Raw genomic sequence first — 15,884 nt, 5'->3', positions numbered from 1 at the left:
TGATTTCATGAAATTTATGGAATACCACAAAGCTAATATTCTTTTTTGCCACGACCCGAGCGAGAGCGAACAGGCGAAGCAATTCCACAAATTAGACACGAATTTTTATTTGTATTTAATGTGTATTTCATATGTTCAAACAATATATAATTAGGGGAATTAGTGAAATTTGTGGCAAAAAAACAAAAATTACCCAAATAAAATACTGGCAACATCTTCAATTTTAGCCACAAGCTCAATCTTGATTCCGGTATTTTTTAAGGCTATTTTATTGTACTTAGATACAAATATAGTGGTGAATCCTAATTTTTCGGCTTCCTGAATTCTTTGGTCTACACGATTTACAGGTCGGATTTCGCCTGAAAGTCCAACTTCACCGGCAAAACAAAAACCTTTGGTAACCGGAATATCTTCGTTTGATGATAAAATAGCAGCAACAACCGCTAAGTCAATCGCCGGATCATCTACGGAAATTCCCCCCGTAACATTCAGGAAAACGTCTTTTGCTCCTAAACGAAAACCGGCTCTTTTTTCTAAAACTGCTAAAATCATGTTTAGCCTTTTGGCGTTGTAACCAGTGGTACTTCGCTGTGGCGTTCCATAAACGGCTGTACTTACAAGAGATTGTATTTCGATCATTAATGGTCGCATACCTTCCATGGTTGTGGCAATCGCGGTTCCCGACATTTCTTCGTCTTTGTGCGAAATCAAAATTTCTGACGGATTACTTACTTCACGCAAACCGCTTCCGAGCATTTCATATATTCCTAATTCGGCAGTAGAGCCAAAACGGTTTTTTAGCGAACGTAAAATTCGGTAAACGTGATTTCGATCGCCTTCAAACTGTAAAACGGTATCGACCATATGTTCCAGAATCTTTGGTCCGGCGATGTTTCCATCTTTCGTAATATGTCCAATTAGAATAACCGGAATATTGGTTTCTTTGGCAAATTTTATCAGTTCAGCAGTGGTTTCCCTAATCTGAGAAATACTTCCGGCTGTAGATTCAATATAATCTGTATGTAAAGTCTGAATCGAGTCAATAATAACAATTTCAGGCTGAATCGCTTCAATCTGTTTGAATATGTTTTGCGTTTTAGTTTCCGTCAAAATATAGCAATTATCGCTATTTGGCGTTATTCTTTCGGCACGCATTTTTATTTGCTTCTGGCTTTCTTCACCAGAAACATAAAGCGTTTTATAAGGTAATTTTAATGATATCTGAAGTAAAAGCGTACTTTTTCCAATTCCGGGTTCTCCACCTAAAAGGGTTAAAGATCCAGGAACAATTCCGCCACCAAGAACACGATTTAATTCGCCGTCGGTTGTGTCCATGCGGACTTCCAATGCTGAATCGATTTCATTTATTTTTAGCGGACGAGGTGCTTTACCGCTTGAAGTTGGTTCGCTTTTCCATGCTACTTTTTCCTGCTTCTGAATAATTTCTTCGGCAATAGTATTCCATTCTTTGCATGCATTACATTGCCCTTGCCATTTGGCATATTGGGTTCCGCAGTTTTGACAAAAAAAAGAAGTTTTAACTTTTGACATTATTTGGTCTTTTTTGCAAGTGTATTCATTTCGTCGATTTTCTCGTACATCACATCTTTATTCAAATCACCAATTGGCTCCATTTGCGAAGCGTTTTGGTATTTCTTAGAAGCTCTTTTAGGATCTCCCATTTTCTCGTACATCAATCCTAGTTCATATTCTCCTAACATCGCTTTTGGATAATTTACATTTCCAATTTCAGCCATTTTTCCTAATTCGTCGTAGGCATTTTTCTTTAAGATAATATTTTCAATTACTTTGAAATCACTCATTCGAACCGGGATTTGAACACCCATAACTTTTGACATTGTATTGTATTTGTTTTCCAGATAATCGGCGTAACCAGTTTCCAGAACGGCAATCTTATCATTGTATTCGGCGGAATTTATAGGTCTGTAAATTTCAAAAATCTGATATAATGCACTCGGAATTGAATGTAGGACTTCAGTGTAATGAGTTGTTCCTTTAAATAATTCGTATTTATAATTTACTAACGGATTATTGGCAATTTTAATATTGCTGTCTAATTTTTCGATTGGTTCCTTGATTTTCTTAATATCACCATCGGCAGCAGAAAGATAATAGAAGAAAGGTTGTGTTACTTTTGCAAATTTCTCCGGAATACGAACTTCCATTTTTGAAGCAAGTTCAGGGCTTAAGCAGATATAGGCGTTAAAAAGGGGTTCTTCTTTATATAAATAAAAATTGATAAAGCTGGCTGTAATATCATGACCCGCGATAACTCTAAAAGGAGTTGTGCGGTATTTTTTTTCGATATAAGGAACTAGTTCAGCTCCAATAAATTCAAAGAATTTAGCTCCTTTTTCAAAAGGAAGACCTGTATTCTGGTCAATTGTAGAATCGTCCTCACGTTCTCCTTCTTTATTTTGATGAACCCCAATGATTATCATTTCAGGTAAATCATCCCAATAAGCGCCATAACTAAGAGCTCCGGAAAATGGATCGAATAAATAATCGCCATCTAATAGATAAAGTACCGGGTATTTTTTGTCTGGATTGGCTTCATAAGAAGCAGGAAGTCCGATGGTTATTCTTCTTTCTTCTCCAAGTTTTTCAGATTGAATATTGTCGAATTTTTTCTGCGAGAATACAGAAATTGAAATAAAGATAAATAGTAAATAAACTTTTCTCATGATTTGGGGCATTTCAGTGAATTAAAAAGTATTGAAATAATGTAGCAATATAATACTTTATTTGCTTTTCTGTTAATGTGAAATTTTAAAAAAGAAAGAAGTTTAGGACGAACATTAAAATCTCAATTTCATCAAGTTAACCTTTTTTTTAGACAATTAAGGCTAAAAAAAATCGCGCAAAGTCGCAGAGACGCAAAGAAAATGTATGTAAACTTGGCGACTCTGCGACTTTGCGCGAGATATATACGGCAAAAGTAATCCTGTTTGTTCAAAAATAAATTTGACAAATAGTAATAATATAAAGTGTAAAAGGAAACTTACGTTAGAGAATTATCGTTTTCATTAGGGAAAATGATCCATGGTTTGAAGGTTTTAGCTTCTTCAAATTCCAGGGTTGCATAGGATATAATGATAATGATATCGTCTTTTTGAACTTTTCTGGCTGCAGGACCATTTAGTGTGATCTCACCTGAATTTTTTTCTCCTTTAATGGCGTAAGTTTCGAAACGTTCTCCATTATTGATGTTTACAATAGCTACTTTCTCACCTTCAATAATGTTTGAGGCTTCCAGTAATGTTTCGTCGATAGTAATACTGCCAATATAATTTAAATCAGCGCCAGTTACTTTTACACGATGAATCTTTGATTTTATAACTTGAATTTGCATGGTGCAAAGGTAAATTAATTTAATGAAATGGTGTCAATCAACCTTATAGAATTAACAAATACCGCTATAAATGCACGGTAGTTTTTGTCTTTACTTTTGTGATCTATAGGTAATAATGTGGATTCGTCAGCAATTACAAAATATTCGAGATCAAATCTTTCGTTGTCTTTGAAAGAATTTTCCACAAATTTGATGGTTTCTTCGGGTGTACTCGTTTGAAATATTTCTTTTGCTTCTGTTAAAACTTTATAAATAATAGAGGCTTCTTTTCGTTCTTCAGGAGTTAAACGCTCATTTCTGGAGCTCATCGCCAATTGATTTTCTTCTCTAAAAATTGGACAACCAACAACATTTACTGGTAAATCGTTCTTTTCGACCATTTTTTTGACAATCTGCAACTGTTGAAAATCTTTTTCTCCAAAATAAGCATTTGTTGGTGTAACGATTTCAAATAGTCTTTTTACGATGGTTCCGACTCCGTTAAAATGTCCGGGTCTGAACTTTCCTTCCATTTGATTTTCTAATCCGTCAAAGTCAAAAGATTGAGAAATCGTATGTCCTTCATAAATATCATCTACAGAAGGAGCGTATAAAATTATTTTGTCACTTAATCCTCGCATTTTTTTTACGTCTTCTTCGAGTGTTCGTGGGTATTTGTCGAGATCTTCGGCATTGTTGAATTGGGTAGGATTGACAAAAATACTCACAACTGTATCGTCATTTTCTTTAAGTGATCTTTGCATCAAAGCCAAATGCCCTTGGTGTAAAGCGCCCATTGTTGGTACAAATCCAATGGTTGAATTTGCCGTTTTGATAGTTTTTAAATAAGCTATCAAAGCTACTTTACCGTAGAAAATATGCATGCCAGTATTATTAAAATTTAGTGCAAACATAATATATTAGTTATAAACTGCATAAATTTTTGTAATTTTGCAACGTTTTTATTACCAAAAATTAAGTAAAATACTATTATGAAAGATAAGAGGATATTATATGTATCATCTGAAGTCGTGCCTTATTTGGCTGAAAATGAGGTTTCTTTAATGTCTTATGACGTTCCAAAAATGATTAACGATCAAGGAGGTCAGATAAGAATTTTCATGCCAAGATATGGAAATATCAACGAAAGAAGACACCAATTGCATGAAGTTATTAGACTTTCAGGAATGAATTTGGTAGTGAATGACTTGGATATGCCATTGATTATTAAGGTAGCTTCGATTCCCAAAGAGAGAATTCAGGTATATTTTATCGATAATGATGAATATTTTAAGCGTAAAGCAACTTTTGCTGACGAAGAAGGTGTTTTATATCCTGACAATGACGAAAGAGCGATATTTTTTGCAAAAGGAGTTGTTGAAACGGTAAAAAAATTGAATTGGGTTCCTGATATTATTCATGTTCACGGTTGGTTAGCGGCTATGTTGCCAATATACATGAAGCATTACTACAAAAATGAAGCTTTATTTTCTGAAACTAAGATTGTAACCTCAGTTTATGGTCAGTCTTTTGATGAAAATCTAGATTTAGAGATGATAAACAAGGTGAAATTTGACGGCGTTCCACACGAATCTATAGTCGATTTAGAAACACCAAATTACGAAAATATCTTAAAGGCTAGTATCTTACATTCGGATGCCGTAATTATAGCATCTGAAAATGTATCTCCAAGTTTAACAAAATTTATAGAATCTTCAGGAAAACCTTTTTTACCTTTCGCCTCGAAAGATGCATTCGCTGAAGCGTATACAAATTTCTATAAAACGATGGGCCTTTAAAAATTAACATTATTATTAAACATGTATAATACTTCTTTTATTAAGAAAATTCTATTAGTTGCAACTGTTGTTCTTTTGTATTCGTGCGATAAAGATTTTAACGAGATTGGTGAGGGATTAATTGGGGATAATCATTTTGATTTAGTTCCGGAGCAATATGGTGTTACGGCATTCAGCCAGGAAGTAACTCCTGTTCAGTCAAACGGATTGCCATTTTTTGGTTTAGGGATTTATGACAACCCTGTTTTTGGTGTAACAACTGGAAATTTTGTTAGTCAGGTTGGATTGTCTGAGTACAAACCAACTATTGGAGAAAGTCCTGTTATAGAAAGTGTGGTGCTTACAGTGCCTTATTATAATCACGCAACGGCTATTGACCCAAAAGGAGGTAATACTTATGTATTAGATTCTATTTATGGGCCAAAAGATGGAAAACTTAAACTAAGCGTATACGAATCCGGAGCGCAAATGTACAGTAGTTATTATGACAGCAATGGTTCTCTATTTGGAAAGTTGTATTATAGTGATCAGGATACAAATACACCTCCATATCAAGATGAGGTAAATTTTAATACTAAAAAGCTTGGTGTTCCGTTAAATGATTCAAAAGATGAATCGCAGAATGCTAAATTCTTTTTTAGTGCAAAACAAACGATAGATTCAACTGTAGTAGATGCTAATGCTGTTAAGAAAACTTATACCTATCAATATTCTGCACCACAAATGCATTTGGATTTGAATAAAGCTTTTTTTCAGACTAAAATTTTAAATGCTTCGGCTGCAAATCTTTCGGCACAAGATGTTTTTCAGCAGTATTTTAAAGGTTTATATTTTCAGGTTGAAAAAGTAGATGGCAGTCCGTCAAATATGGCATTATTAGATTTTTTAAAACCTGCGGGACCGGCTAAAATTACAATTAAGTACAAAGCAAAAACTGCTATTACGACTGATGGTGATACAACCGAAGATAAAGTTATAACGATTAATTTGACTGGTGCGGCAGCGAGTTTATTAAAGGATAATAAGAATCCTATTTATGCAGCTGCAATAGCAGACAGACTGAATAAAGATATAACCGGTGACGACAGACTTTATATTAAAGGTGGTCAGGGATCAGTGGCGGCTATAGATCTTTTTAGTAAAACAGATCTTATAGGATATGATAGCGACAATAAATTAGTAAATAAGCCTAATCTAGTTTCAGATGAATTGGACGAAATCAGACATAACGTTATAGTTAAAAAATGGCTGGTTAACGAGGCTAATTTAGTTTTTTATATTGATGCAGATAAGATGAAAACTGCAGAAAGAGAACCGAAAAGAATTTATTTGTACGATCTTACTAACAATACAATTATTGCTGATTATGTAGATAATAGTACGAATGCTTTGGATGCAAAACAAAACAGAGCCGTTTTTGGTGGTATCATAACTGTTGATGCAACTACCAAACGTGGAATAAGTTATAAAGTTCGAATTACCAAACATATCAGAAATCTTATAAAAGACGCTACTTTAAAAAACATCAGATTGGGATTGGCGGTAACGGAAGGGATTGATGTTATTGCGTCGAACAAGTTAAGATTGAAAAATGATGTTATTTCAGAAGCGCCAAGAGGTTCCGTTATGGGACCATTAGGAACAATATTATATGGTAATAATGTTTCTGCTGGTGATGCAGACAAGAAATTAAAACTTCAGATTTACTACACGAAACCAAATTAATAAATATATATGTGTGGAATTGTTGGATATATCGGTCATAGAGAGGCGTATCCTATTATAATAAAAGGATTAAAACGACTCGAATACAGAGGATATGATAGTGCTGGTGTTATGTTGTATGATGACCAGGACGGAATAAAACTTTGTAAAACAAAAGGTAAAGTTTCGGATCTTGAAGCAAAGACAAAAGACAATTTTACGACAAATGGAAGTATAGGAATAGGGCATACACGTTGGGCTACACACGGAGTTCCAAATGATGTAAACTCGCATCCGCATGTTTCAAATTCTGGCGAATTGGTGATTATTCACAATGGAATTATTGAGAATTATGCGCCGCTTAAAGAAGAATTGAAAAAAAGAGGCTATACTTTTAAATCGGATACAGATACAGAAGTTTTAGTAAACTTAATAGAAGAAGTTCAGAAAAAGGAAGGTCTTAAATTGGGTAAAGCAGTTCAGATTGCTTTAAATCAGGTTGTAGGTGCATATGCAATTGCAGTTTTTGATAAAAAGAACCCTAACGAAATTGTTGCTGCAAGATTAGGAAGTCCATTGGCAATTGGTGTTGGAGAAGGAGAATATTTTATTGCTTCAGATGCTTCGCCATTTATTGAATATACTTCGAATGCTATTTATCTTGAAGATGGTGAAATGGCAAACATCAGATTGCACAAACCTCTTAAAGTTAGAAAAATAAAAGACGACTCGTTAGTAGATCCTTATATTCAGGAACTTCAAATGAATTTGGAGCAAATAGAAAAAGGCGGTTACGATCACTTCATGCTTAAAGAAATCTATGAGCAGCCAAGTGTTATCAAAGATACTTACAGAGGAAGACTTCATGCAAATGAAGGAATTGTTCAAATGGCAGGTGTTGAGGATAATCTTGAAAAATTCTTAAATGCTGACAGAATCATTATTGTAGCTTGTGGTACTTCATGGCACGCAGGTTTGGTAGCAGAGTATATTTTTGAAGAGTTTACGCGTATTCCGGTTGAAGTAGAATATGCTTCTGAGTTTAGATACAGAAACCCAATTATAAATAAAAACGACGTAGTTATTGCCATCTCTCAATCCGGAGAAACAGCAGATACTATGGCGGCTATTAAATTGGCAAAAGAAAATGGTGCTTTTGTTTTTGGAGTTTGTAATGTGGTAGGTTCTTCTATCTCAAGAGAAAGTCATGCAGGTGCTTATACACACGCAGGACCTGAAATTGGAGTAGCTTCGACGAAAGCTTTTACAACACAAATTACAGTTTTAACGATGATCGCTTTGCGATTAGGAAAAGCTAAAGGAACGTTATCAAATACTGATTTCCATACCTACTTGCAAGAATTAGAAATAATTCCTGAAAAAGTAGCCGAAGCATTAGAAACAAACGACAGAGCAAAAGAAATTGCTGCAGCTTTTAAAGATGCACCAAATTGTTTGTATTTAGGTCGTGGATATAATTTTCCAGTAGCATTAGAGGGCGCTTTAAAACTTAAAGAGATCTCTTATATACATGCCGAAGGTTATCCTGCAGCTGAGATGAAACACGGTCCTATTGCACTTATTGATGAGCATATGCCGGTTATTGTAATTGCACCTAAACAAGGTCATTATGATAAAATTGTAAGTAACATTCAGGAGATTAAATCAAGAAGCGGTAAAATTATCGCTGTAGTTACTAAAGGTGATACACAAGTTCGTGAACTCGCTGATTATGTAATCGAGATTCCGGAAACATCGGATGCTTTATCTCCGTTGATTACAACAATTCCTTTGCAATTACTGTCTTACTATATTGCAGTAATGAGAGGCTGTAATGTCGATCAGCCACGAAATTTGGCAAAATCAGTTACGGTAGAGTAAATACTATAAGATAAATAGAATATTAAAAAACGCGAGATGTGAATCTCGCGTTTTTTTTATGCCTTTTTTTAAGATGTTAAAATAAACAGTTTAAAGTTGTTAAGGCTATGGCTAATCTTTTTTAATATTATAGATCTGTTAATTATATGTTTTTTATTTAAAAGTAAAATTATTTAACAGTATTAATTTTATTATTTGAAATATGTAGTACATTTTTGTAGGAAATATTTCTAATATTAGCCATAATGAAAATAATTCTACTCCCGTTTTTATTCCTGTTCTTTTTTACAGGAAACTCCCAAACCAAAATCACATTCGATTATGATGCCGCCGGAAATCAAATCAACAGAATATTGTGTCTGTCAGGTTGTTCTCCAACTGCAAAACGTGCCGATGTTAAAGAAATCGAAGCCATTACAGAAGATGATTTATTGAAATTTTCTCCACAAGATGTGATCTCCTATTATCCAAATCCGGTAAAAGAAGAATTGTATTTGCAATGGCAGCTTGCCAAAGAGAATTATGTCACTTCGATTATGGTGTATTCCGTAACGGGGCAAATGTTGCAAATGTATCAAATCAATGATAAGACAGAAAGTCTAAATATCCCCTTTCAGAGTTATTCTACGGGTGTATATCTTGTTTTGCTTTCGTACAAAGACGGAGGAGAAAAATCTATTAAAATCATCAAACAATAATTTGCTATGAAGAATATTTACTTAACCCTGGTTTTTTTATTGTTTGGTTCTTTAGGTTTTGGGCAGTCAGCAGAAGTTGGTGTTACAGAAGGACAATTATCCGTTTCTTTATCCGGAGGAGCTAATTATACAATTCCTGTCGCTGTGCCTCCGGGAATCAATGGAATAGTTCCACAAATAAGTTTGGCGTATAATAGTCAAGGTGGTAACGGAATAGCTGGTTATGGGTGGAATATTTCTGGTGTTTCCGCAATTTCCAGAATTCCAGCAACTAAATTTCATGATGGAGTAATTGATGCTGTTGATTTTAATGCTTTAGATCGTTTTGCACTAGATGGACAAAGATTGATTGTGAAAAACGGAACAAATGGAGTTTACGGGGCTGACAAAACTGTTTATGAAACAGAAAGTTTTTCAAATATAAAAGTAACCTCTTTTGGTGTAAACCCAATTGGAGTTAAATATGGTCCTGCATATTTTTTAGTAGAATACCCGGACGGTTCAAAAGCTTATTATGGAAATTCTACAGATTCACGTTCTGCAACAGATTGGGCAATCACCTATTGGGAGAATCCACAAGATATAAGAATTAGTTATGTTTATTCCTTGGCTAATAATATATTGGATATAGTTTCTATAAAATACGGAAGTAGGACTACCGAAACACCTATCAACGAAGTTAAATTTAAATATGGTACTAGAAAACGAGCTGAACAATCCTACATGGGCGGACTAAGTATTATTAGAAATATAATACTTAAAGAAATTAATGTAATTGGTAACGGAATAGGCTTTAGAAATTATGTCTTGGAGCAAGAGGAAACTTCTTTAGGTTATCAGCGCTTGAAGACCCTAACAGAAAAAAATGGCGATAATGCGAAAAGTTATAATCCTACTGTGTTTAATTATGATACAACGGTTAGTGACACACCTCTAAAAGCTGGTACTCCAGCTTTACTTGGGATATCAGGAATTGATTATACAAATAGTGATTATATCTCTGGTGATTTTAATGATGACGGAAAAACGGATATGATTTTGTTTTCACAGACTACATCAAAAAACAAATTTACTCTGTTTTCTAATATAGTATCTGGTAAGCTCAATACAGGTTCGGCATTGAGTGTTGACACTTTCGAGAATATTTTTCCTGCCAGTTATTTGAGTTCAGATAATAAAATGTTGCCGCAAGGTTGGGCAACCTTAAAAAAGACCGATGCAAAGTGTATTATTTCACTTTATGGAACCGGATCAACTTCACCTATTTTCAAGCATTACGAGAAGCAGTACAATTTTAATAAAACAGTATCTATTGCTTCTAACTGGTCTTATTGCGATCCTAAAGATTACACAGGATTAATACTGGAAAATATTCCTATGGAATATATCAGCGGCGATTTTAATGGAGATGGGTTGACTGATGTTATCGCAATCGAGAAGAGTTTTTACTATACTATGAGGGTTTGTAATTTTGGTACTAAAACAACAGAGTATCCACAAACTCGTCATCCGGGAGGAACTGCTTATCTTTTTAATCTTGATAGGCGTCTTACTACAAATGAACCGGAGAATATTGGAAATGTAGTGATTAATACTGTGGCTAATTCAAAACTTTTCGTGGCTGATTTTGATGGGGATGGTAAATCTGATATCTATATTTTTGAACCTGGTTTTATAAAAATTTATAGCTTAAATAAAGACAACAAACTGGTTTTATTATACCAGAATACAATTGCTGATCCAAGTATTGTACTTGACAGAACTATTTTATTAGGAGATTATAATGGTGATGGAAAAACGGATTTTGTAATCCCGAATGAGTTAAATAAAGATAGTTGGAATTTTTATCTTGCTACAGGTACCTCATTTAATAAAACAAATACTGCTGTTGGGGTATCATATCAAAATAAAGGATATGTGGATTATTTTCAGGTAAAAGGTGATGATGGTGTTGTGAGATATCCATACGCTTTAGCTGAAACTACTTATATAGCTAACGATTATAACGGTGACGGCAAAACAGATATTTTATGTCAGCTAAATCTAACCGCTGCAAGTAATGGATTTTATGGTAAAGTAGGATCTCCAATCGTAACAAGGTTGATGTTGCTGGAAAATCAGATGGTTAGAGATTCGGAGGTTAAATTCTCATCAATCTATGCTCCTTATGAGGTTACAGGAATAGGAAGAAATTCTATACCTATATTTACTAATCACAATCAGGTAAATCAAAATTTAGAGTACAGCATAATTTTCGATAATATGATTAAATCTTTTAAAAGTCCAAAAGATAATCGTGAAGATGTGCTGTTAAAAGGAATTACCACTGGTAATGGGGTCAAGGAAACCATTACTTACAAACCCTTGATGCAAGACCCTTATGAGCCAATTTATACCCCTACTGCCTTAACAGAAACTTTTCCGAATGTTGATGTTATAGCTGTTCCGGGCTTTAAGATTGTTTCAATGCTTGAAAAACAGAGTGCAACTGTTTATAAAAAACAGCAATACTTTTATTCAGGAGCAGTTTCAAATGCAGATGGGCTAGGTTTTTTAGGCTTTCGTTCTACATCAAAAACAAATTGGTTTGAGGATTATGATTCAGATATAATTTCAAGCTTGTCTAATAATGATATGAATTTAAGAGGAGCTAATGTAGAGAATTATACTGCATTAGGTTTACGTACCCCTCAAGTGCCCTATCCTAATACAAAAAGGACTCCGAGTACTATTGTTAAAGAAAAAGACTATACCGTATCAGGCACAGAGAATCTGGTGGCGACCCAAAGTATAACACTCAAATCTGGTAGCTGGATAAAAACGGGCAGTACATTTTCAGCTAAAATAAACGAAGATGCCAACATAGGCACATCAATTAATACGCCCACAACTTTTATAACTAAAGCAGTATTGGCTTATGAAAGTGAGTTGCTGCCTAATAAAGTTTTTAAGATTAAAAACAGCAAGACCAGACAATTTAATGGTTTGGATAATACAAGTTCAGAAACTACTGTAGAGTATGATGCTAATAATAATCCTTTAAAATCGACTACCTATTTAAAAGAGTCCGGAGCTACGATTCAAACAACAGTTTCAGATGTAGCATATATTGCCTCTACAGCTTCGCCTTATGTAATAGGAATGCCTAAAAGTAAAAACCAAGGTGTAACAGTTTCTGGTGATGTAATGACATCCGAAGAATTATATTCTTATCAGAACAGTTTATTAACTCAAATCAAGAAAAAAGGAACTAATACAGATTATATTACTGAAGATAACATTTATGATGCCTTTGGTAACATTACTAAAAAAACAATAACAGCATCGGGGCTTACCCCAAGAGTTACAAGTTATGAATATGATCCTTCGGGGCGATTTTTGACAAAAAGTACCGATATCGAAAAGTTGTCTACATCATTTGTTTATAATCCGGACAGTACATTAAAATCTGAAACCAATCCTTATGGATTAACAACTTCTTATCTGTATGATTCGTGGTTTAAGAAAACAACAACAACTGATTATTTAGGTAAAAAGAATAGTTATGTGTATACACGTTCCGGGACAAAAACAATTGTAACATCAACAGCAGATGACGGAAGTGTAAGCGAAGAAACATTTGACGATTTAGGACGAAAAATAAAAGCAGGAAGTAAAAACATAACGGGAACTTTCTCTTATGTAGACTACTTGTATGATGCTCAGAATCGCAATTATAAAGTAAGTGAACCCTATTTTGGATCAACAGGAACGCAGTGGAATGAAACCCAATATGATGTTTATGGAAGGGTAATTAAAAGTATTGCTTTTACAGGCAAAACAACAGATATTACCTATTCCGGACTTACCACGAAAGTAAATGACGGTACAAAATCTAAAAGTTCAATCAAAAATGCTATAGGCAATGTGGTATCTATGACTGATACTCCGGGCGGAACAATTAAGTACACTTACTTTGCCAACGGAAACCTGAAAGAATCTGATTATGCAGACGTAAAAACCACGATTAAACAAGATGGCTGGGGTAGAAAAATAGAATTAAATGATTCATCTGCGGGTACGTATACTTATGCGTACAATGCGTTTGGAGAAACTACAAGCACAACCACACCTAACGGAACTACAACATACACACTAGATCCAGCAGTCGGTAAAGTAACTCAAAAAACTATTAAAGGCACTAATACAGATTCACAAACGACTTATTCGTATGATTCGTCAAGCAAGTTGTTGATCATTAGTGAGTTTACTGATGTGGCAAATGGCTCAAAGAAAACCCTAAACACATTTACTTACGATGATTCAAAAAGAATAAGTACAACGATAGAAGCCACGCCGTATGCCACATTTACAAAAGAATTTAAATATGATGATTTTGGAAGAGTTTTAACAGAAACCTCTATTGCACAAGCAGGCGGAAAATCGAGTTCGAAAACTATTAAAAGTAGCTATAAAAATGGTTCGCATTGGCAATTGTTAGATAATGCTACAAATGCCGTATTATGGCAGACCAATACTGTAAATGCCAGAGGACAGATTACTACAGCGCAAAACGGACCAACAACAATAACAAATATTTACGATGCATATGGCTTAGCTTCTCAATCTAAGTATGATAAAACAGTTGGATCTGTAAATATTTTGACTTTAAATACTGTTTTTGATGCCAAGAAAGGAAATCTGACAAGCAGAACAAACAGTTTGTTTAGCCGAAATGAAAGTTTTAAATACGATGCACAAGATCGTCTGACAGAATTTACTAATGCGACAGGCATACAAGAAAAACAATTGTACGACGATGAAGGAAGAATTACAGAAAATAGCTTAGGAACATATACGTATGCAAAGGATAAACCTTATCAGAATGCAGCAATAACAGTTAAGCCAGAAGCATTAACTTATTATACAGCAAGACCATCACAGAATATAACATACAATGCATTTAAAAGCCCCGTACTGATTGATGAAAAAGGGATAGACAAAATTAGTTTTACTTACAACGATGGAAACGATCGTAGTGCCATGTTTTATGGAGGTTTGCAGGATGAAAAATTGGACAGACCATTACGAAAATACTATTCTGCCGATGGCAGTATGGAGATTAAAGAAAATCGAGGTGTTTTTGAGTTTATAACCTACATTGGCGGTGATGGATATTCTGCGCCCATAGTATTTAGAAGCAACAATACAACACAAGATTATTTATATTTACAAAGAGATTACCAGGGATCTATAGTCGCCATAACCAATCAGGCTGGAGCAATTGTCGAAAAACGATTGTTTGATGCTTGGGGAGCAATAGTAAGTGTGCAAGATGGTGCAGGGAACAAACTTGCAGTATTAACCATTTTAGATCGAGGGTATACCGGTCACGAACATTTGCAAAGTGTAGGACTCATAAACATGAACGGTCGTATTTACGATCCTAAGTTGCATCGCTTTTTACAACCGGATAATTTTGTACAGGATGCCTCTAATACTCAAAACTATAATAGGTATGCATACGTTCTTAATAACCCGTTAAAATATACGGATTTTAATGGTGAGTCCTGGTGGAGTGATAACTGGAAACAAGTTGTTACAGTAGCAGTAGTCGTTGTAGTGGCAGTAGTGGTTACTTATGCAACTGCAGGAATGGCATCACCCTTAGCTGCATCCATGATTACAGGTGCTGCTGCAGGATTTGCGGGAGGCGTAACAGGCTCCGCTTTAAATGGAAATAGTTTTGGGCAAGTTATGCTTGATGGAGCCTATGGAGGAATAAAAGGAGGAGTTTTTGGGGCTTTAGGAGGTTACGCAGCAAGTTTTGCACCTGCTGGGATTTTTAACGGAGCAGCTTATTCTATTGGAACAAATTTAGCCATCAACGCTCTTGGTAATACAATAGAAGGTAAGGACCCGTTTGAAGGAGCTGGTTTTACCATTGCAATATCAGCAATTACAGGTGGTTATCAAGGCGCAAAAGCGGCTCAGGCAAAAGGTTTAGACATTGTAACAGGAGCACCAAAACCATCTGTAATAGCTAAAGGTACCGATGCTTTTACTAAAGATGCACAAATAGCTTATGATAAAGCGATAAGGACACAGCAGGAGCCAATTAATATGAGTAGCACGGCTGTGGCTGATGCTCCAATTGAATTTAAAACGTCATCTATATCAATGGCTCCAAGTAGAAATTATTCAATATTTGACGCTGAGGGGGAATTATTTAAATTTGGAGTTACAGATGCAAACTTTAACAGAATGAATCAGTCTTTAAAAATGGCTGGAGAAGGAGCTACTGCTAAATTCTCAGATGTATTACCAAAATTTCAGGCTCACATAAATGAAACTTATATGCGTAGTTTGCATTTTAATAGTACTAAAGTTTGGGATATAAATGGTATGAGATATCCATATCCTAGAAATTTTGACACAGGAGTAAGGATTAATCCTATAAAATAAATATAA

General features: G+C 34.8%; 9 protein-coding genes. 5 read left to right on the top strand and 4 right to left on the bottom strand.

Going from position 1 to position 15,884, the window contains the following annotated elements:
* Positions 1-189: 189 nt before the first annotated feature.
* The 4 genes from radA to panC form a co-directional block, all read right to left on the bottom strand.
* The gene (gene radA, locus EAH81_RS19415) at positions 190-1,551 is read right to left on the bottom strand and encodes a DNA repair protein RadA (protein ID WP_140510274.1); all 1,362 of its coding nucleotides are present in this window, start codon (positions 1,549-1,551) and stop codon (positions 190-192) included.
* Positions 1,551-2,705, bottom strand: a complete 1,155-nt coding sequence (locus EAH81_RS19410; RefSeq protein WP_140510272.1) for an alpha/beta hydrolase — start codon at positions 2,703-2,705, stop codon at positions 1,551-1,553. The genes radA and EAH81_RS19410 overlap by 1 nt, the downstream gene beginning before the upstream one ends.
* 317 nt (positions 2,706-3,022) lie before the next feature.
* Entirely contained in the window at positions 3,023-3,373 is a 351-nt protein-coding gene (gene panD / locus EAH81_RS19405; RefSeq protein ID WP_017495920.1) for an aspartate 1-decarboxylase, read from the bottom strand.
* A gap of 14 nt (positions 3,374-3,387) precedes the next feature.
* The gene (gene panC, locus EAH81_RS19400; RefSeq protein ID WP_140510270.1) at positions 3,388-4,266 is read right to left on the bottom strand and encodes a pantoate--beta-alanine ligase; all 879 of its coding nucleotides are present in this window, start codon (positions 4,264-4,266) and stop codon (positions 3,388-3,390) included.
* A gap of 78 nt (positions 4,267-4,344) precedes the next feature.
* Here panC and EAH81_RS19395 point away from each other — a divergent pair, with 78 nt between their 5' ends.
* The 5 genes from EAH81_RS19395 (at position 4,345) to EAH81_RS19375 (ending at position 15,878) form a co-directional block, all read left to right on the top strand.
* Positions 4,345-5,151: a glycogen/starch synthase gene (locus EAH81_RS19395; RefSeq protein ID WP_140510268.1), complete on the top strand. Its 807-nt coding sequence runs from the start codon at positions 4,345-4,347 to the stop codon at positions 5,149-5,151.
* A gap of 21 nt (positions 5,152-5,172) precedes the next feature.
* A complete protein-coding gene (locus EAH81_RS19390) occupies positions 5,173-6,876 on the top strand; it encodes a DUF4270 domain-containing protein (RefSeq protein ID WP_140510266.1) in 1,704 nt (567 codons plus the stop codon).
* A 9-nt stretch (positions 6,877-6,885) separates the two neighbouring features.
* Complete coding sequence (gene glmS, locus EAH81_RS19385; RefSeq protein ID WP_140510263.1) at positions 6,886-8,736, top strand: glutamine--fructose-6-phosphate transaminase (isomerizing); 1,851 nt, start codon at positions 6,886-6,888, stop codon at positions 8,734-8,736.
* Positions 8,737-8,981: 245 nt separating this feature from the next.
* On the top strand, positions 8,982-9,434 hold the full coding sequence (locus EAH81_RS19380) for a T9SS type A sorting domain-containing protein (RefSeq protein WP_140510261.1): 453 nt from the start codon (positions 8,982-8,984) through the stop codon (positions 9,432-9,434).
* Between the two features lie 6 nt (positions 9,435-9,440).
* Positions 9,441-15,878: an FG-GAP-like repeat-containing protein gene (locus EAH81_RS19375; RefSeq protein WP_140510259.1), complete on the top strand. Its 6,438-nt coding sequence runs from the start codon at positions 9,441-9,443 to the stop codon at positions 15,876-15,878.
* Positions 15,879-15,884: the final 6 nt, after the last annotated feature.

The sequence above is a fragment of the Flavobacterium pectinovorum genome (assembly GCF_006438875.1).
Lineage (GTDB): Bacteria > Bacteroidota > Bacteroidia > Flavobacteriales > Flavobacteriaceae > Flavobacterium > Flavobacterium pectinovorum_A.
The sequence above is the reverse complement of the archived record's forward strand: the minus strand, read 5'-3'. Positions and strand labels throughout refer to the sequence as shown.